The sequence below is a fragment of the Kitasatospora sp. NPDC088391 genome, assembly GCF_044753345.1.
GTDB lineage: Bacteria > Actinomycetota > Actinomycetes > Streptomycetales > Streptomycetaceae > Kitasatospora.
On record NZ_JBIVNB010000002.1, the window covers coordinates 136,646 to 155,591 of the forward strand.

General features: G+C 76.8%; 13 protein-coding genes. 9 read left to right on the plus strand and 4 right to left on the minus strand.

Going from position 1 to position 18,946, the window contains the following annotated elements:
• Complete coding sequence (locus ACIQBJ_RS05290; protein ID WP_400703839.1) at positions 1-639, minus strand: ClpP family protease; 639 nt, start codon at positions 637-639, stop codon at positions 1-3.
• The gene (locus ACIQBJ_RS05295) at positions 596-3,133 is read right to left on the minus strand and encodes a BTAD domain-containing putative transcriptional regulator (RefSeq protein WP_400703842.1); all 2,538 of its coding nucleotides are present in this window, start codon (positions 3,131-3,133) and stop codon (positions 596-598) included. Before ACIQBJ_RS05295 ends, ACIQBJ_RS05290 begins: the two co-directional genes overlap by 44 nt.
• Positions 3,134-3,472: 339 nt before the next feature.
• On the opposite strand from ACIQBJ_RS05295, the gene ACIQBJ_RS05300 reads away from it, so the two are divergent.
• Positions 3,473-4,495, plus strand: a complete 1,023-nt coding sequence (locus ACIQBJ_RS05300) for a hypothetical protein (protein WP_400703845.1) — start codon at positions 3,473-3,475, stop codon at positions 4,493-4,495.
• Between the two features lie 65 nt (positions 4,496-4,560).
• Here ACIQBJ_RS05300 and ACIQBJ_RS05305 read toward each other — a convergent pair whose 3' ends face one another.
• Both ACIQBJ_RS05305 and eccCa read right to left on the minus strand, forming a co-directional pair.
• Positions 4,561-7,404, minus strand: a complete 2,844-nt coding sequence (locus ACIQBJ_RS05305) for a hypothetical protein (RefSeq protein ID WP_400703848.1) — start codon at positions 7,402-7,404, stop codon at positions 4,561-4,563.
• A 115-nt stretch (positions 7,405-7,519) separates the two neighbouring features.
• Positions 7,520-11,614: a type VII secretion protein EccCa gene (gene eccCa, locus ACIQBJ_RS05310; protein WP_400703851.1), complete on the minus strand. Its 4,095-nt coding sequence runs from the start codon at positions 11,612-11,614 to the stop codon at positions 7,520-7,522.
• Between the two features lie 168 nt (positions 11,615-11,782).
• Between eccCa and eccD the strand changes: the two genes are divergently transcribed.
• The 8 genes from eccD to ACIQBJ_RS05350 all read left to right on the plus strand — a co-directional run bounded on the left by eccD (position 11,783) and on the right by ACIQBJ_RS05350 (position 18,938).
• Positions 11,783-13,156 (plus strand): type VII secretion integral membrane protein EccD, encoded by a 1,374-nt coding sequence (gene eccD / locus ACIQBJ_RS05315; RefSeq protein WP_400703854.1) that lies wholly within the window; start codon positions 11,783-11,785, stop codon positions 13,154-13,156.
• Between the two features lie 89 nt (positions 13,157-13,245).
• Entirely contained in the window at positions 13,246-14,679 is a 1,434-nt protein-coding gene (gene eccB / locus ACIQBJ_RS05320; protein WP_400703857.1) for a type VII secretion protein EccB, read from the plus strand.
• A gap of 118 nt (positions 14,680-14,797) precedes the next feature.
• Positions 14,798-15,154 (plus strand): WXG100 family type VII secretion target, encoded by a 357-nt coding sequence (locus ACIQBJ_RS05325; protein ID WP_400703860.1) that lies wholly within the window; start codon positions 14,798-14,800, stop codon positions 15,152-15,154.
• Positions 15,155-15,246: 92 nt separating this feature from the next.
• A complete protein-coding gene (locus ACIQBJ_RS05330) occupies positions 15,247-15,552 on the plus strand; it encodes a hypothetical protein (RefSeq protein ID WP_400703863.1) in 306 nt (101 codons plus the stop codon).
• Between the two features lie 5 nt (positions 15,553-15,557).
• On the plus strand, positions 15,558-15,989 hold the full coding sequence (locus tag ACIQBJ_RS05335) for a hypothetical protein (RefSeq protein WP_400703866.1): 432 nt from the start codon (positions 15,558-15,560) through the stop codon (positions 15,987-15,989).
• An 88-nt stretch (positions 15,990-16,077) separates the two neighbouring features.
• Positions 16,078-18,105: a hypothetical protein gene (locus ACIQBJ_RS05340; RefSeq protein ID WP_400703869.1), complete on the plus strand. Its 2,028-nt coding sequence runs from the start codon at positions 16,078-16,080 to the stop codon at positions 18,103-18,105.
• 85 nt (positions 18,106-18,190) lie between these two features.
• On the plus strand, positions 18,191-18,631 hold the full coding sequence (locus ACIQBJ_RS05345) for a YbaB/EbfC family nucleoid-associated protein (RefSeq protein WP_400703872.1): 441 nt from the start codon (positions 18,191-18,193) through the stop codon (positions 18,629-18,631).
• Positions 18,624-18,938: a hypothetical protein gene (locus ACIQBJ_RS05350; protein ID WP_400703875.1), complete on the plus strand. Its 315-nt coding sequence runs from the start codon at positions 18,624-18,626 to the stop codon at positions 18,936-18,938. Before ACIQBJ_RS05345 ends, ACIQBJ_RS05350 begins: the two co-directional genes overlap by 8 nt.
• The last annotated feature ends 8 nt before the right edge of the window (positions 18,939-18,946 follow it).

Consider the following 18,946-nt stretch of genomic DNA (forward strand, 5'->3'; position numbering starts at 1 on the left):
TCACAGCCCCACGCGGGGACGCGAGGCCGCCGGGCGGATGTCGGCCAGCGACTCCACCACGTGGTCCACCATCCCGTAGTCCCGGGCCTGTTCGGCCGTGAACCAGCGGTCCCGGTCGCCGTCCCGGGCGATGGTCTCCTCGCTCTGCCCGGTGTGCGCGGCGGTGATCCGCTCGATCGCCCGCTTGGTGTACAGCAGGTTCTCCGCCTGGATCTCGATGTCGGCGGCGGAACCGCCGATGCCCGCCGACGGCTGGTGCATCATGATCCGCGCGTTCGGCAGCGCGTACCGCTTGCCCGGCGTGCCGACCGTCAGCAGGAACTGGCCCATGCTGGCCGCGAACCCCATCGCCAGCGTCGCCACGTCGTTCGGGATCAGCCGCATCGTGTCGTAGATCGCCAGCCCGGCCGTCACCGACCCGCCCGGGCTGTTGATGTACAGGCCGATGTCGGTGCGCGGGTCCTCGGCGGAGAGCAGCAGCAGCTGCGCGCACACCCGGTTCGCCGACACCTCGTCGACCTGGGTGCCGAGCATCACGATCCGCTGGGCGAGCAGCTGCGCCGCCAGGTGGTCGTCGAACCGGCTCGGCGGGGTGTCACCGTCCTCGGCGTGCGGACGGCGGGGGGCGAGTGGACTCATCGGGAACTCCCTGTCGGACGGGGGCGGTCGGCCGTGAAGGCCCTCCCCTCCACCCTCGGCCCCGGACGGCCCGCCGGGGAGCCCGGTCTGCCCGGGGCAGATTCGCCGACGGCAGAGCGACCGCCCGCGACGGCGGCCCGGCCGGGTCCGCGGGCCGTCCGCCACCGGTTGAACGTTGGACGAGGGCACAGCCGTTCTCGTCCACGGAGACGGTGGTGATGACCGGCGGCGGTGCTGGCATCCTGGTGGGCATGACGGGGGAGCAGGAGATGCGCGCACTGATCGGGAGCTGGCTGGCGGCGGAGGAGGCGGCGGAGCCGACCGGGGCCCGCGCGGACGAGGGCGGCTCCGGGCTGCCGGTGCCGCCCGCGACCGGCACCGAGGTCGCCGCGGCGGCCCGCCGGCTGGCCCGGCGCGAGTCCGACGGCACGCCCGCCGCCGCGCCGCCCGAACTGCTCGCGCTGGCCGAGGCGCTGGTGGTCGACGAGCACCCGTCCGCCCCGTACTGGACGGCCGCGGAACGGGCCGAGGCGGTGCACTGGGTCGCGCTGCTGGTCCACCGCTTCGGCGAGGACGGCGTGCAGGAGCTGGTGGCCGAGCTGTCGCGCTGAGGAACGCCCGGCGCGCCCGGCGGGTCGGACGGCGCGACGACCGGCGCGGCGGAGGGTGCGACGACCGGCGCGTCCGGGGGCCCGGGCTGCTCGGGGACGCGGTGCTCGGCGGCGCAGAGCCGGACCAGGTCGGACAGCCGGTAGCGGCCCGGGCTGTCCTCGACCAGCAGGTGGTGGGCCGCCAGCACGTCCAGGGCCCGGCGGGCCCCGGCCGGGTCGCAGCGCAGCAGCGCCGCGGCGTCCCCGGCGCCCGCCTCGGGCACCGCCCGGACGGCCAGCAGGCACAGCAGTTCGGCGGCCCGGGCCGGAAGCCGACGCACCGTCAGGGCGATCCGCTCGCGCACCCCGACCGCGCCCCGGGTCTCCAGGGCCCGCAGCCGGGTCCGCTCGTCGGCCAGCTCCGGGACCAGGTCGGCGATCGCCCAGCCGGGCTGCGCGGCCAGCCGGGCGGCGGCGATCCGCAGCGCCAGCGGCAGGCCCTCGCAGAGCGCGGCCACCCGGGCCGCCGCCGCCGGTTCGGCCCGCACCCGGGCCGGGGTCAGCAGGTGCTCCAGCAGCCCGAGCGCGTCCGGGCCCGGCAGCGGGCCGAGCCGCAGCAGCGCCGCGCCCTCGGTCACCACCAGGTCCTCCAGCGCGCCGCGGCCGGTCACCACCGCCGCGCAGCCCGGCCCGGCCGGCAGCAGGTCGGCGAGGCCGTCCGCGTCCCGGGCGTCGTCCAGCACCACCAGCAGGCGGCGGTCCCGGCTGAGCGCGCGGAACAGCGCGGCCCGGGCGGGCAGTCCGTCCGGCAGTTCGGCGGCCGGCACGCCCAGCGCCCCGAGGAAGCGGGCCAGCACCTCGGCCGGCGCGGTGCGCGGCCCCGGGCCGAAGCCGTTCAGGTCGGCGAACAGCCGCCCGTCCGGGAAGAGTCCGGCGGCCTCGTGCGCCCAGCGCAGCGCCGTGGCGGTCTTGCCGACGCCCGCCGGGCCGACCAGTACCGCGAGCCGCCCGCCGCCGGGCTCGGCGCAGGCCGTGTGCAGCCTGCGGTGCTCCGCCGCGCGGCCGACCAACCCCGGTGTGCTGCGGGGGAGTTGGTCCGGGACCTGGAGCGGGGCCGGGGTCGGGGCCCGGGGCGGGGGCGGCGGCGGGGCGGGGACCGCGGCGAGCGCGTCGTCCACCGCGGACTGCAGGGCGCGACCCGGTGGCACGCCCAGCTCCTCGGTCAGCAGGCGGCGGGCCCGGTGGTAGGCGGCGACGGCGTCGGCGAACCGGCCGGCCTGGTGCAGGCAGCGGACCAGCAGCGCGGCCACCGGCTCGTACAGCCCGTCCGCGGCGGCGGCGTGGTCGAGTTCGGGGACGGCGTCGGCCCCCCGGCCGAGCCGGAGCAGCCGCTCGGCCCACTCCTCCAGGGCGCGGGTGCGGTGCCGCTCCAGCCGGTCGGCGGCCAGCCGCCGCAGGTCGGTGTCCGGCAGGTTGGTGAGCGCGGCCGGGCCGTGCCACAGGTCCAGCGCCGCGCGCAGCAGGGCGGCGGCGGCCTCGTCGCCGCCCTGGGCGGCCGACTCGGCGGCGGGGTCGGTGGCCCGCGCGGCGAGCCGGTCGAAGAGCAGCGCGTCGACCCGGTCGGCCGGGCCGTCGAGCCGGTAGCCGGGCGCCCGGGTCAGCAGGGTGAAGCGCGACCCGGCGAGCTGCTTGCGCAGTGCGGCGACGTGTCCCTGCAGGGCGGCCCGGGCCTGGGCGGGCGGCGTCTCGCCCCAGAGCAGCGCGAACAGCCGGTCCACCGGGACGACCCGGCCGAGTTCGAGCGCCAGCAGGGCCAGGACGGCGCACCGCTTGGCGCCGGCCGGTGCGGTGACGGTGCCGTTCGCGGCCCTCAGCTCGACCGGGCCCAGAAGTCGAATGAACACGGATTCCCCAGGTAGAAGGGCGGTCGTCCCAGCTTTCCCCGCACGTCCCGCGCGGCAGTCTGCCACACGAATTCGACGTGCCCGATCCGTTGCGGGAGGTCGGTGCGCCAACGAACGACCCTTGTCCTGCTGGTTGTTCCAGGACGCCCCCGGACGGTGGCACCTCTCGTCCAGTCTGCGTTCCACCAGAATTCGCCGACGGTGCGTCAGGTGTTCGAAGACCCGTCGCCCCGCCCCGGCGGCCGTCGGCTGAACCCCGGGTGTCCGGCGGGCCGTCGAGCAGGGTGCGGGGCGGGCCGTCCGCCCGGGCGGACCTCGGGGAGGACATCCTTGCTGCGGATGAGCGGAGCATGGCGGATCACGGTGGCGGGCACGGACGCCGACCACGAGCGGCGCGCGGTCGCCCGCACCCCCCACGGCACCTGGGTGCTGCCCGGCCGGACCGGCGCGGTGCTGGAGGTGCCGGCCGCCGCCGAGTGGCACCTGGTGCCCGAACGCCTCGCCCCCGGCTCGGGATGGGTGCCCGCCCCCTGGCAGGACGCGGGATCGGGCACCGTCCGCAGCGGCGGCCTGACCCTGCGCCTGCAGCGCCTCGACACCCCGGCCGCCCCGGCCGCCCCGCCGCCCCCGGCCGCCGGGCCGCTGCTCCGGACCTCCGCCGGGCCGGGCGGCGCCGGGACCGCCGGGACCGGCTGGGCGGCCGGGGCGGCCGGTCCGGCGTGGGGACGGGGCGGCGGGGCACCGGAGGAGGGCCGGTCGGGCGTGTCGGGCCCGGTGCCGGTCCGGAGCGTCGGCGCCGGGCCGGCGCCGGTGCCCGGCGGACGCCGGGAGGAGCGCCGGGAGGAGGAGACGGTGGCCCCCGCGACGGGGTACCTGCCGCCGCCGATCCCCGAGGGGTGGGAGGAGGTGCCCGTCCCCGACTGGATGCTCGGCCCGGGCGAGGTCCGGGCGATCCGCCCCAAAAACCCCGGCGTGCTCAACGGGCGGCTGTCCGCCCAGCGCCTCCAGGCCCGGCCCGTCCGGCAGGACACCGAACGGGAGGCAGTCCTCGACACCCCGGCCGTCCTCGACGCCCCGGCGCGCGGGCGGCGGCCCGCCCCGGCGTACGACGGGGACGCCGACACCGCGCCCGCCCCCGAGCCGCGGGCGACGCCCGCGCTCTGGGACGCCGAGGACGACGCGCCGGAGACCACCGGCGGCTGGCCGGGCCGGGACGCGCCCGCCCTGCGCCGCACCGCCAACAGCGGCCCCGCGGAACGCGCCCTCCGCCCGGCCGGCCCGCCGGAGGCGACCCGCCCGGCCGCGGCGGACACCGCCGCTCCGGCCGTCCACCGCGCCGAGCACGGCTACCCGCAGGGCTGACCCGTACGGCCCGCCGGGCCGGGGCGGTTCCGGGTGCTGTCCGGGACCGCCCCGGCCGGCGGGGGTCAGGCGGGGAGGAGTTCGACGCCGGGGGTGAGGTGGAAGCGTTCGGGGTGCTCGATCGTCCGGCGGTCGGCCGGGCCGAGCCGGTCCCGGCGGTCCAGCCAGGAGCGCAGGCGGGTCAGGGTGTTGCGGTCGCGGGTGGCCGGATCGGCGTCCGCGGGCCCGCCGGACTCGCGCAGCAGCACCCGGGCCGGGCTGCCCGTCGCCTCGCCGGACAGCGCCGCGAGGACGGTGAACACGCTGCCCGGGGGGAAGGTGACCCGGGCCTCGTCCGGACCGGCGGAGAACGCGGCGGTGCGCCGACCGGTGACCGACCAGATCACGAACTCCAGCCGGGTGCCCGGCAGTTCGACCGAGGAGGCGGTCAGGCCGGTGACCGGTGCGGGCTCCGTCAGCTGCTCGCCGACCCGGTACAGCGCCAGCAGGTCCTCCGGGTCGGGCCCGGGCGGGGCGCCCAGCAGGACCGCGCCGTGGTGGCTCGGCAGCCGGCGCAGCCCCGAGCCCAGGCACCGCAGGTACGGGGCGAGCAGCGGATCGCCGGACCGGGCCGCTGCGACCAGCTCGTCCCGGTCGACCGGTACGCCCGCGTCGGTGTGGTGCAGCAGGACGGCGGCCAGGTCCGGCTTGATGTCGTCCTTGGCGGTCGACCGGACGCCCGGCAGCCGGGTCGAGACCTGGTCCACCCGCCCCGCGCACCGGTGGTAGTGCTCGCCGAGCAGCGCCCGGACGGCGTCCCGCTCCGCCGGGGTGCTGACGGTCGCGGCGGCGGGCGCGGGCAGGTCCGCGGGCCGGAGCAGCCGCAGCCGGGCGGGGGCGACCGGGGCCGGGCCGGTGTCCGAACCGGTGTCCGGAGCGGCGTCCGGGTCGGGCGAGGGCTCCGACGGCTCGTCGGGCCAGGGGGCGGGCTCGGTCTCCGGCGTCGGATAGGGCCGGGGCGCGAGGTCGGGGTCGTCGTCGTCCGGTTCCGGGGTCGGGTACGGCCGGGGTGCGAGGTCCGGGTCGTCGTCCGGTTCGGGCGTCGGGTAGGGCCGGGGTGCGAGGTCGGGGTCGTCGGCCCAGGAGGGCGCGTCGGGGCGGGGGTCCGACGGTGCGTCGGCCCACGGGGGAGTGGACGGGTACGGCTCGGGGGCGGCGGCGGTCGCCGTGACGGCGGGTGCGGCCGGGCCGCCGAGGTCGGGGCCGCTGGAGGTCGCGGTCCGGGTGGGCGGGCCGATGGGGGCGACGCCGTCGGGGCCCGACAAGGCGTCAGGTGCCGACACCGGGGCCTCGATCGCCCCGGGGCCCGGGTCCGTCCCGGGGCCGGGCACGGCGGCCGGGTGCGGGTGCGGGTGGAGGGTGGGCGGGGGAGCGGGGCGGTAGTGGTGGCGGGGCGGGGGCGGGGCGACGGTGCCGTACGAGACGGGGGCGGGCTGGGGCGGCGCGCCGACGGGCTGTTCGGGGCCGAGCCAGTCGAGGTCGTGGGTGCGGGCGACGAACCGGGCGACGCTGGCGGCGGCGGGGTCGAGCAGGCCGTGGACGAGCAGGCCGAAGCCGTGCACGCCGGCGGCGGGCAGGCGGTCGAGCAGGCAGCCGAGCTCCTCGAACACGTCGGGGGCGACCGGGCGGTCGCGTTCACCGACGATCAGCAGCGGGCGGGCGGTCTCGGGGCGGCGGAACCGGGGGGTGACCACGTGCGGCGGTTCGGGGCGCAGCCACAGGCCGGCGGGGACGGCCTCCAGGGCCCAGTAGGGGAAGGCGGTGAAGACGGCGGGCCGTTCGGTGCGCCAGTCGGCGCCGCCGTTGTGCCAGGCGGCGGGGGAGACGGCGTCGCCGGGGACGGCGGCCAGGCGGAGCAGGAACGGCTCCCAGCGGGGGTGGCCGTGGGCGTCGAGGATGCGGGAGGTGGGGCCGGTGGAGCCGAGCACGGGGACGCCGACCGCGGCGTGCACGGGCCGGTCGAGCCGGGTGGTCAGGGCGGCGGTGAGCGCGGCGAGTTCGTCGGGGGCGGCCCAGGGGGCGCTGACCAGGATGCGGTCGGGGTCGACGGGCAGCGCGGTCGCGGCGGCGACGAAGTCCTCGGGGAGCAGTACGGGCGCGGCGGGGGTGCCGACCACCAGGACGGTGCCGCCGGGCGGCCCGGCGGCCAGGGCGAGGCCGGGGAGCGGGCCGGGCGGCGGGGCGGCGGCGTGGGTGAGCCAGTAGCCGGCGGGCAGGCGGCGGACCCGGACGGTCGGCGGGACGGCGGGGGCCGGTGCGGGCGCGGGGACGGCGGAGGGGGCGCGGGCGGCCCGGCGGGCCCGGCGGGGTTCGGCGCCGGGGGCGCAGTACCACCAGGAGGCGGCTTCGACGGCGCCGTCGGGGGCGAGGACGTCGAGGTCGCCGTCGGCGGTGATCTCGACCAGGCCGTCGGGGGCGATGACGGGCAGTCCGGCCCGGGCGGCGACCACCTCGGCGGGGCGGCGGCCGTTGGGGGCGAGCGCGGCCAGGCCGGAGGCGGCGAGCACCAGGACGCCGGCGCCGCGGGCCCGGGCCAGCTCGCCCAGCTCGCCCATCCGGTCGCGCAGCACGGGGGCGGCGTCGTCGGCGGCGGCCACCACGACCAGGCTGTCGGGGACGGGCCGGAGCGCGCCGAGGGCGGCCCAGAGCTCGTCGTACCCGGCGGAGGCCGGGGCGATCACGATGTGCGGTCCCAGTTCGCGCAGCTCGGACCGGCGGGCCACGGCGGCGGGCCGGGGCGCGGCGGGGGCCGGGTCGGTCCCGGCGGGCAGCGCGGCCGCCGCGGTGGCCCGCCGGCGGCCGAACCGTCGGTGGGGCGGGGCGGGCTGCGGGGCGCCGCCGGTGGCGGAGCCGGAACGGGAGAGGCTCATCGCCGGGTTCTACGGCCGAGGACCGCCCGGGGGTTCACCGGCGGGCCGCCGCCCGGGCCGGGAACGGCGGCGGGAGCGGTGCCGGGAGCGGTGCCGGAGCGGCCCTGACGGGGCGTCACCGGGCGCCCGCCCCGGTGGTGGTGGCGGGGTCGGGGTCGTCCTCGGACTCCGGGGGCGGCAGCAGGGCGGTCTGGAGTTGCACGGTGCGGCGCCGGGTGACGTGCAGGGCGCGGCCGGGCGGGAACTGGCGGGGCTTGACGCTGCCGAACAGGGTGCCCTCGCTGGGCGGGCAGGAGAGCAGCGTGACGGGGGTGTTGATCTCCTGGAGGCGGCGCAGCAGCGGGTCGTTGTAGGCGCGGCCGATGCCGTTGGCGGAACGGGCGACGATCAGGTGCAGGCCGAGTTCGGCGCCCTGGGCGAGGAAGTCCAGGACGGGGGCGAACGGGTGGGCGCCGCCGGGCTGGGCGGGCACCAGGTCGTAGTCGTCGACCAGGACGAACAGTTCGGGGCCGGTCCACCAGTCGCGCAGCCGCAGCCGGGCGGGGCTGATCTCCTCGCCGGGCAGGCGGGCGGTCATCGCCCGGGCGGCGCCGGTGACGACCTGCTTGAGGACGTCGACGGCGACGGCGTAGCCGAGGCGGTACTCCTCGGGGACGCTCTCGTAGAGGCCGCGCCGGAAGTCGACCAGCATGATCCGGGCCTCGGCGGGCGTGTACGCGGTGGTGACGGCGTCGACGACCAGGCGCAGCAGGTTGGTCTTGCCGCTCTCGCTGTCGCCGACGACCAGCAGGTGCGGGGACTCCTCGAAGTCGTGCCAGAGCGGCGAGATCGCGGTGTCCTCCAGGCCGAGGGCGACCCGCAGCCGGCCCTCGGGGGCGGGGAGTTCGGCGGCGTCGAGCAGCACCGGGAGCATCCGGACCTGGGGGGCGCGCGGGCCGTCCCAGTGGTCGTCGACGGCGTCGACCAGGTCGGCGACGCCGTCGCTGAGGCTGTCGCTGTCGCCGAGGCCGTCGATCCGGGGCAGCGCGGTGAGGAAGTGCATCCGATCGGGGGTGAGGCCGCGGCCGGGGACGCGCGGGACGCCCTGGGCGGCCCGCATGTTGATGGCGGAGTCGGTGGGGTCGCCGAGCCGGAGCTCGAAGCGGGTGCCGAGCTGGTCGCGCAGGCCGCTGGCGAAGTCGGTCCAGCGGGCGGCCGAACCGATCAGGTGGACGCCGTAGTTGAGGCCGCGCCCGGCGATCACGGCGAGCGCGGGCACGCAGTCGGAGAACTCCTCGCGGACGGTGTTCCAGCCGTCCACGACCAGGAAGACGTCGCCGTGCCGCTCCTCGGCGAGCGCCGGGTCGCCGGCCGCGCGGCGGCGCCGGTAGGTGGTCGCGGAGTCGATGTTCAGCCGGGCGAACAGCAGTTCGCGGTGCGCGATGACGGCGGCGACCTCGGCGATGGTGCGCCGGACCCGCTCGGGCTCGTGCCGGCCGGCGATGCCGCCGACGTGCGGGAGGCCGCGCAGGCCGGAGAGCGTGCCGCCGCCGAAGTCGAGGCCGTAGAACTGCACCTCGCGCGGCGAGTGGGTGAGGGCCAGGCCCGCCACCAGGGTCCGCACCAGGGTGCTCTTGCCGCTCTGCGGGCCGCCGGCGATGCCGACGTGGCCGCCGGCCCCGGACAGGTCGGCGGTGAGCAGGTCGCGCTGCTGCTGGAACGGCTTGTCGACGACGCCGACGGGCACCGTGAGGCCGCCGACCGGCGGGCGGCCGTCGGGGGCGAGGCCGTGCGCGGGCGTCGGGGTGAGCGGCGGCAGCAGCTCGTCCAGGGTGGGCGGGGTCTCCAGCGGCGGCAGCCAGACCCGGTGCGCGGGCGGTCCGGCGTCGCGCATCCGGTCGGCGGCCAGCTCCAGCAGGGTCTCGGTCGGCTCGTCCTCGACCTCGGCCGCCGGGGCCGGGAGTTCGGCCTCGGCGGGGCGCGGCACCACGTACTCGGTGCCGTAGGCGACGACCTGCCCGGCCGCGACGGCCTGCCGGTCGGCGCCGCGCCGGCGGCGGTACGGGCCGGAGACGTAGGCGGCCTTGAACCGGGTCAGGGTGGCGGTGTCGCTGCGCAGGATGCCGTTGCCGGGCTGCGAGGGCAGCTGGTAGGCGTCGGGGACGCCGAGCACGCCGCGGCTCTCCATCGCGGAGAAGGTGCGCAGGCCGATCCGGTACGACAGGTGCGACTCCAGGGCGTGCATCCGGCCCTCGTCCAGGCGCTGCGAGGCCAGCAGCAGGTGCACGCCCAGCGAGCGGCCGAGCCGGCCGATCATGATGAACAGGTCCATGAAGTCGCGGTGCGCGGACAGCAGTTCGCTGAACTCGTCGACCACCACGAACAGCGTGGGCAGCGGGTCCAGCGGGGTGCCGGCGGCCCGGGCGGTCTCGTAGTCCAGCAGCGAGCTGTAGTTGCCGGCCGCCCGCAGCAGCTCCTGACGGCGGTTCAGCTCGCCGTGCAGGGCGTCGCGCATCCGGTCGACCAGCGCGGCCTCGTCGGCCAGGTTGGTGATCACCGCGGAGGTGTGCGGCAGGTCGTCCAGGCCGAGGAAGGTCGCGCCGCCCTTGAAGTCGACCAGGACGAAGTTCAGCGTCTCCGAGGAGTGGGTCAGCGCCAGCGCCAGCACCAGGGTCCGCAGCAGCTCGGACTTGCCGGAGCCGGTGGCGCCGATCAGCATGCCGTGCGGGCCCATGCCGCCCTGCGCGGACTCCTTCAGGTCCAGGTCGACCGGGGTGCCGTCGGAGCCGAGGCCGATCGGCACCCGCAGCCGGCGCCCGCCCGTCCCGGCCGCCCAGCGGGCCGCGACGTCGTGCCGGTACAGGTCGTTGATGTCCAGCAGCGCCGTCAGGTCGAAGTCGGTGGCGAGCGGTTCGGCGGTGTCCCGGGCGTCGCCCAGCCGGTAGGGGGCGAGCACGGCGGCGAAGCGCCGGGCCGCGGGCGGCGCGAGCGCGTCGGGGCGGCCGAGCGCGGTCGCCCCGTCCTGCCGGTTGCGGTCGGCGGCGACCAGTTCCAGCAGCGGCTCCGCGGCCCCGTCGCCCCCGGTCAGCCGCAGCCGCAGCCGGTGCGGGGCGTGCTTCCACTCCAGCGCCCCCGCCAGGTCCAGCAGCACCGCGTTGCGGTACCCGGCGAGCGCGGCCCGGCTGCCCGCGGGCAGCTTGACGCCGTCCAGCACGATCACGGTGAACGGCTCGTCGCGGCCCGGCTGGGTGTCCGGCTCGTACGGCGGCCGGTCGGTGAACTCGGGGCCGAGCAGCTGCTCCAGCTCCAGCAGCGAGTCGGCGACCAGCCGGACCGGCCCCGCGCCGTCGCTCTCGGTCGGGTGCAGGGCGTGCGGCAGCCACTTCAGCCAGGACCAGTCCGCGCGCAGGCCGGGGGCGACCACGGCGGCGATCCGCAGCTCGTCGGGGGCGTGGAAGAACGCCAGCTGGGCCAGCATCGCGCGGACCAGCGCCCGCGCCGGGCCCGGGTCGGCGGGCTCCGCCTCCGGCACCGCCGCGCCCTCCGCGGACGGCTCGGCGGCGGGCCGCTCGCAGCGCAGCAGCACGTGCGCGTAGCCGCGCACGTGCACCGCGACCGGCTGCGCGTCGATGGTGCCGTAGGCGTGGATGAAGCGCCGCAGCGCGTGCGCGCACAGCGGCTCCAGGTCCTCCACCGGCTGGGTGGACAGCGGGGCCAGCCGCACCGCCAGGCGCTGCGGGCCCGCCCCGATCCGGACGTCGCCGAAGTCCGGGTGGGAGGCGCGGCGCTCCCACAGCCGGGAGGAGCGCACCATGGTGGCCAGCGCCCCGGGCGCCGGGTGCCGCCAGGCCAGTGCCTTGCGCTGGCCGCCGATGTGGCGGCGGACCTGGCGGCGCATCTGGGCCAGGTAGCGCAGGTAGTCGCGGCGCTCGGCGCGCAGCTGGCGCTTGCGGTCGCCCGCACCCCGGATCAGCTGGGTCACCAGCATGCCGACCGCCGACAGGCCCATCATGCCCATCGCCACGTAGGTGAGCGGCCCGCCCCCGGACTGCGGGTTCAGGAAGATCATCACCATCGACAGCGAGCTGAGCGCCATCGGCGCCATCGCGATCATGTTGGACATGCCGCTCTGCTGCTCCGGCAGCACCGGCGGCTCCTGCAACTGGAGCTCCCCGTCCGGCATCGCCGGCCCGGGACGCCGGGGCGGACGGTCGACCAGGACCACGCTCAACGGGGGCTCTCCTCTCACCGGGCCCGCCCACCGGCCGGGCCCACCCAGGCGTACGGGCCGCGGGCCCCGGACGGTTCAGCCGGGCCCGGTGAACCGTCCGGGGCCCGCCGTCCGTACTGGTCCCACGGGAGGCCGGGCGGTCCGGACTCCGCGGGAGGGCACGAACAGGTGAGCGGTGGCACGGCGGCCCAAGGACTCGTCCGACTGAGGTTCCGGGCGCCCGACGCGGCGTTCGAACTCGCGGTGCCCGGCGACGTGGTCCTCGCCGACCTGCTCCCGGCGGTGCTCGGCCACGCCGGGCCCGCCGCCGAGGAGAGCGGCGGCGACCACGGCGGCTGGGTGCTCCAGCGGGCCGGCGGGGCGCCGCTCGACGAGGAGCGCACCCTGGAGGCGCTGGGCCTGCACGACGGCGAGGAACTGTTCCTCCGCCCCGGCCTCGGCGAACTCCCCGAGGTGCACTTCGACGACCTGGTCGACGGCGTCCGCACCGGCACCACCGCCCGCGGCGACTCCTGGCGCCCCGCCACCACCCACCGCTTCGCGCTCGCCCTGACCCTGGCCGCGCTCGCCTGCGGCCTGCTGCTGCTCGCCCGGCCCGGCCCGGCCGCCCCGCGCTGCGCCGCCGCCGCGGCCGCCGCCGTGCTGCTGCTCGCCGGGTCCGCCGCCGTGGCCCGGCTGGTCGGCGACCGCGCCGCGGGCCTCGCCCTGGCGGTCGCCGGCATCGCGCACGCCGCCGCGGCCGCCGCCCTGGTCCCCGGCGTCACCGGCACCGCCCGGCTGCTGGCCGGCGGCTCCGCGGGGGCCGGCGCGACCGTGCTGGCAGTCGCCCTGGTCGGCGCCGGACCGGTGTTCGCCGGGCTGCTGGTGGTCGCCGTCGCCTCCGGCGTCGCGGGCGCCGTCGCCGCCTCCGGCGCCCCCGTCACGCACGCCGCCGCCGTCACCGCCGCCTTCGCGGTGCTGCTCGGCGCGTTCGTGCCCGGCCTGTCGTTCAAGCTCGCCGGGCTGCGGCTGCCCGCGCTGCCCCGCAACGCCGACGAGCTCCAGGAGGAGATCGAGCCGTTCCCGGCCGAGCAGGTGCTCTCCCGCAGCCTGGTCGCCGACGGCTACCTGGCCGGGTTCCTGCTCGCCGTCGGCACCGTCTGCGCCGCCGCCCTGACCCTGCTCGCCACCTCGCGCGGCGGCGGCTGGGGCGTGCCCGCGACCGCCGCCGACCTGTCGGTGCTGCTGCTCCTGCACGCCCGCGACATCGGCGGCGTCCGGCACCGCCTGGCCCTGCTGCTGCCTGGCGCGCTCGGCCTGGCCCTGCTCGCCCTGCACGTCGGCCGGGACACCGACCCGGCCGGGCGGCTGGTGCTGTTCGCGGCCCTGCTGGCCGTCGCCACCGTCCTCGCCGTGGTCGCCCGCACCGTGCCCGGCCGCCGGCTGCTCCCGTACTGGGGCCGGGCCGGCGACCTGCTGCACTCGCTGACCGCGCTCGCCCTGCTGCCGCTGGCGCTCCAGGTGCTCGGCTTCTACGCGCGGATGCGCGGCCTGGCGGGCTGACGCCCCGTCAGCAGCCGTCCCCGTCAGCAGCCGTCCCCGACCGGCCGTCCCCGACCGGTCGTCCCCCAGGAACCGAGGAGGAGCAGCGCATGCAGTCCCGACGCGACCAGGTGCAGGCCCACCTCTTCGTGATGGGCCGGGTCGCCGCGGGCGTGCTCCGGGCCGAGCCCGACGCCCCCGACACGCCCGTCGGCCGCACCAACCGGGGCGCCGCCACCGGCCTGGTGCTGGCCCTGCTGATCGGCGCCGGGGCCGGGGTCTACGGCCTGGTCAAGCCGGGCGGCGCGACCGGCTGGAAGCAGCCCGGCACCCTGGTGGTGGCCAAGGAGAGCGGCGCCCGCTACCTGTACGCCGACGGCCTGCTGCACCCCGTGCTGAACGAGGCCAGCGCCCGGCTGCTGGCCGGCGACCGGCTCCGGGTCGAGCAGGTCTCCGAGCACTCGCTGGCCGGGGCCGGCCGCGGCGTCCCGGTCGGCATCGTCGGCGCCCCCGACGGCCTGCCCGCCGCCGACGCGGTCGGCGGCGCCGACTGGCAGGTGTGCAGCGTCCGCGCCGCCGGGACCGCCACCGCCGCCCCGCTGCTGTCCGTCGGCGTCGGCCTGCGGCAGGCCGGCCGGGACGCGGGCGAGCGCGGCGTCCTCGCCACCGCCCCCGACGGCGGCCTGCACCTGCTCTGGCACGGCCGCCGCTTCGCCGTCGACCCCGCCGCCGTGCACGCCCTCGGCTGGGCCGCCGCCACACCGGTGCCGGTCACCGCCGCCTTCCTCACCGCCTTCCCTCCCGGCCCCGACCTGCGGGCCCCCGAGGTGCCCGGCCGGGGCGGCACCGGGCCGGTGCTGTCCGGGCAGCCCACCCGGGTCGGCCAGCTCTTCGCCGGGCTCGGCGAGGAGCGCTGGCTGCTCACCGAGCAGGGCCTCGCCCCGCTGACGGCCACCCAGCTCGCCCTGCTGCTCGGCGACCCGCGCACCCAGCGCGACGCCTACGGCGGCGGCCGGGTCGCCGCCGCCTCCGTCGGCGCCGCCGACCTGGCCGCGCACTCCGCGCCCGCCGCGAAGGCCGCCGACCCGGCCGGGCTGCCCGCCCGCCCCCCGGAGCTGCTGGCGCCCGCCGCCGACCGGGCGCTGTGCGCGGCGCTGCGCCCCGGCGAGGACGGCGAACTCGCGCTCGCCGTCCCGGACTCCGCCACCGTCCTGGGCCTGCCCCCGGCGATCCAGCCGGGCGTGCTGCCGTCCTGCACGCCCGCCGACCGGATCGCGGTCCGGCCCGGCGGCGGCGCCCTGGTGCGGGCGCTGGCCGGTGGCGGCTACGGCAGCACGCTGTACCTGGTCACCGACACCGGCGTGAAGTACCCGCTGGCCTCGCCGGCGGTCGCCGAGCAGCTCGGCTACGGCAAGGCCGCGCCGCCCGGGGTGCCGTCCCGCCTGCTGTCGCTGCTGCCGACCGGACCCAGCCTCGACCCGGGCCCGCTGGCGGGCGGCGTGGTCCAGCCGCCGGCGGCGGCGGAGGGCCGCTGCGCGAAGTGACCGGCGGTGAACCGCCCGGCGGCGGCGGGCCGTTCACCCTGGCGGGCCGGGTTCCGGCGCGGCCCCGCGACACGTCCAGCCGCCCGCCCGGGCCGGCGCCACGCGAGGAGGGACAGCGTTGAGCACGCCGACGTTCAAGAACACCGATGCCGCCATCGACAAGGTGGTGGCCTGGGTCGAGGGCCAGTACACCGCGATGGAGCAGACCCGCATGCACATCGACGGCATCACCGACGCCGTCCGGGACAGCTTCCAGGGCGCGGCCAGCACCGTCTTCCAGGACAAGATGCGCGAGTGGGGCGAGGAGTACGCGAAGGTCACCGCCGCGTACCGGGAGTTCGAGGCCAGCCTGAACGCCGGCAAGAGCCAGCTCTCCAACGCGGGCGACCACAGCCTGAAGCTCGCCATGGGCATCGGCAACGGCGGTGGCGGCAGCACCCTGCCCGGCTACATCGAGGGCGTGCTGAACCCGTAGCAGTCCCGGCCCGGCGACGGGCCGCTGATCCACCGTCGGACCGGCCGCCGCGACGGGCGGCGGCCGAGCACCTCGAACGAAAGGGCCGGACCATGAGCGGCGACATGGAGCTCCACTACGCCAACCTCGACAAGGCGATCGAAGACCTGGGCACCAGCTTCCGGCACATGGTCGAGCAGAACGAGCAGACCATGCAGCAGTTGAAGCAGCACCTGGGCGTCGAGCTGATCGGCCAGTTCTCCGGCGCGGCCGACGAGTTCTCCCGCAAGCTCAGCGACGCGGACACCAACATGGGCGTCAAGATCGGCGAGGCCCAGGGCAAGCTCGGCGAGATGCGCGACACCATCCGCGACGCCGACATGCTGGCCAGCACCCACTTCGACCACGCCAAGGGCTGATCGCGGTGGCGAAGAAGGACGAAGAGGACGAGCACGGCGGCGGCAAGGTCAAGGTCACCGAGAGCTACCTGAAGAACTTCGCCGACACCAAGCTCCCGGAGCTGATCGCCGCGCTGGACAAGTCGCCCGAGCGCACGAAGATCAAGCTGTTCGTCGGTGACAAGTCGACGGTCTCGCACCTGCTGGCCGGCAGCTCGGTCGACGGCAACACCGCGCCGGGCGACCTGGTCGGCGCGCTGTCCACCTACGCCGGGCAGCTCGACACCTACATCGGGACGCTGGCGACCCAGGTCCTCCGCCTCCAGGGCGACCTGCGGCACGCCGACTGGGCGCTCAGCGACGGCCACGACGGGGCGCTCAGCGCGGCCCAGCTGATGTGGCTGATCGACGACGTCCTCAAGGGCGGGGGCACCGGCGGGGGCACCGGCCACCCCTGACCCGCCGTCAGTACGGGGACCGGCTCCGGCGCGGGGCCGGTCCGCCCGTCCGTCCGCCGCGCCGTCACAGCAGCAGGGAGAGCACGCCGTGAACCAGTGGGAAGACCTCCTGTCGTTGGTCGCGCCGGCGGTGTACGCCACCCGGGACACCCGCACCGCCGTCGTCGACCCGAAGGAGGAGTGGATCGCCGGCCACAAGGTCGAGATCACCAACCGGATCAAGGAGAGCGGCGGGGACAACGAAGTCTGGTTCTCCTGGAACTTCATGTACTCCTACACCATGACGACCTACGACGGGAACTCCATCCCGTCGTACACCAACATGGCCAATACCGGGAGCGTGGTGGTCAGCCTGACCACCAAGGACGACTTCATCGGGCCGTCCACCGCCTACGGCAAGTTCCTGCAGGACGGGCAGCGGGTGATCAACTCGCTGCTGAGCTCCAACTACAACAACGACCGGGCCAGTCCGGCGACCTTCCTCGACGCCTGCTACATGCTGATGGACGTCAAGGCCGTCCTGGAGAAGTGGATCCCGATCGCCAAGGGGTGGGCCACGGACGTCGGCAGCCCCGGCAGCGACTGGCAGGGCAGCGCCGCCGGCTCGTTCTCCGCCGTGCTGACCGGCTACTACCGGGAGATGCAGACCCTCTACGACAAGCTGTCCGAGGTGGACCTGGTCACCGCGCTGTTCAACAACGGCATGGAGCTCGCCAGGGCGATGCTGCAACTGGCCCCCGCCTGGGACACCTGGAAGGCGCTCAAGGAGTCCTCGCCGCAGCAGTCCCTGAACAAGGCCCTGTACGAGGGGCTGACCGGTGCCCGGGTGCACCTCGCCTACGGCACCGCCAACAACGACCACGACTTCTGGGAGAACCAGGGCAAGAAGCCGCCGGCCGGCGTCGACGGCGACCCCAGCTCCGCGTCCTCCTTCACCCTGACGTTCACCGGGGCGAAGTTCGGCGACCCCAAGACGGACGACTTCTGGCTCAAGGTCAAGGAGCGGGCCAAGGCGATCTGGATGGAGGACCTGCGGACCCTCGACGAGGCCGCCAAGAACGCCCTGACCGGCGTCGAGACCAGCTACCACACCACGAGCGGTCTGATGGCCCTCCACAGCATCGGGGACGCGATCCTGAAACTGCCGTTCAGCGCTCCGCCCGCCCCGCCCGGCATCGACGACCCGGGCAAGGGCGGCCCCGGCGGTGACGGCACCGGCGGGAACGGCAAGTTCGACATCAACAGCCTCGGCGGCGGCAGCGGCGGAGGCGGTGGCGGCACCGGCGGTGGAACCGGCGGCGGCAAGTTCGACCTCGGCGGCGGCCCCGGCGGTGGCGGGACCGGCGGCATCGGCGGGATCGGCGGCAACAAGGGCACCACCGGGGGCGGCGGCACCGACCTGATCGGCGGCGGCATCGGTGGGATCGGCGGCATCGGCACCGGCGGCAGCTCCACCGACAACAAGCCCGTCACGGTGCCCGCCGGCTCCCGGATCACCGACGACGGCCGGATCGTCGACGCCAACGGCAAGCCCGTGCTCGACGCCAACGGCAACCCGATGGTGGCCGGCAAGGACTACACCATCGGCCCCGACGGCGTCGTCCGCGACGGCAAGGGCAACCCGATCCCGCAGTACCGGCAGCTGCTCGCCGACAAGTACTCGGGCAGCGGCGGCGGCAGCGACCTGCTGACGCCCAGTCACTTCGGCACCGGCGGCTTCTCCTACAGCACCGGCGGCCCCGGCCTCGGCGCGGGCGGCTCCGGCGTCGGCGGGATCAGCGGCATGCCGAGCATCTTCGGCACCGGCGGCGGCATCGGCAGCAAGGCCCTGGCGGGCGGCGCCGACCCGGTCACCGTCAAGGCCGCCGCCGACCAGGCCAACGCCGAGCGGATGGCCGCCGAGAAGGCGGCCAGGGCCGCCGCCCAGGAGCAGGCGCTGCTGACCGGTCGGCAGACCCCCACCAGCTCCGGCGGCATGCCGATGATGCCCGGCGGCGGCATGGGCTCCCCCGGCGGCCAGGGCGAGAAGGACCGCCGCCGCACCACCTGGCTCGCCGAGGACGAGGAGGTCTGGGGCACCGACACCGGCGCCGTGCACGGCGTCATCGGCCGCTGACCCCTCCCGTTCCACCCCTCCCGTTCCACCCCCCGCCGGGGCGCGACCCGCGCCCCGGCGGCCCGCACCCACCGGAAGGACCCGCATGAGCACCCCGTTCGCCGAGCAGGTGGCCCTGGCGATGGAGGAGATGCGCAGCGAACTGGCCAAGGCCGAGGCGCTGCAGCAGGAGCTGAACGAGCTCACCGCCTCCGCGACCACCAAGGACCGGTCCGTCACCGTCAAGGTCGGCCCGCAGGGCCAGGTGCTGTCGATCACCTTCCACACCGAGGCGTACCGCTCGATGGCGCCCGCCGAACTCGGCAAGCAGCTCACCGACCTGCTCAACCAGGCCCGGGCCACCGTCGGCGAACAGGTCTCCCAGCGGATCGGCGCGTTCGACGACCTCGGCGAGACCCTGCGGCTGTCGATGACCGGCGGCACCGAACTCGACGAGATCCTCGCCCCGCTGTACGCGATGCGCCCCGGCCAGGACCAGGCCGACCGGCAGCGCCGCTCCGGCCGCCAGGAGGAGTTCGATGGCTGAGCCGCACATCACCGGCAAGACCTCGAACCTGAAGGTCACCTTCGCCGAGTTCTACGAACTCCGCGACCTGATCGGCAAGGTGAAGGGCGACGTCGACCTGATCAACAGCCTGAACCTCAAGGTCGGCGGCGACGACGAGATCGGCAAGCAGTACCACTCCAAGGTCGACGAGGGCACCTCGATCCTCACCGAACTGGTCAACAAGATCGAGACCACCATGGGCGACGCCGGCGCCAACGGCGAGGCCCTCGCCGGAACCCTGGACAAGGCCGACGACGACACCGTCCTCACCATGAACAACTTCTGACGGCAGGA

Coding starts and splice junctions, on each gene's coding strand:
- ACIQBJ_RS05290 (WP_400703839.1), bottom strand. CDS start 639: ATGAGTCCACTCGCCCCCCGCCGTCCGCACGCCGAGGACGGTGACACC.
- ACIQBJ_RS05300 (WP_400703845.1), top strand. CDS start 3,473: ATGAGCGGAGCATGGCGGATCACGGTGGCGGGCACGGACGCCGACCAC.
- ACIQBJ_RS05305 (WP_400703848.1), bottom strand. CDS start 7,404: ATGAGCCTCTCCCGTTCCGGCTCCGCCACCGGCGGCGCCCCGCAGCCC.
- eccB (WP_400703857.1), top strand. CDS start 13,246: ATGCAGTCCCGACGCGACCAGGTGCAGGCCCACCTCTTCGTGATGGGC.
- ACIQBJ_RS05330 (WP_400703863.1), top strand. CDS start 15,247: ATGAGCGGCGACATGGAGCTCCACTACGCCAACCTCGACAAGGCGATC.
- ACIQBJ_RS05345 (WP_400703872.1), top strand. CDS start 18,191: ATGAGCACCCCGTTCGCCGAGCAGGTGGCCCTGGCGATGGAGGAGATG.
- ACIQBJ_RS05350 (WP_400703875.1), top strand. CDS start 18,624: ATGGCTGAGCCGCACATCACCGGCAAGACCTCGAACCTGAAGGTCACC.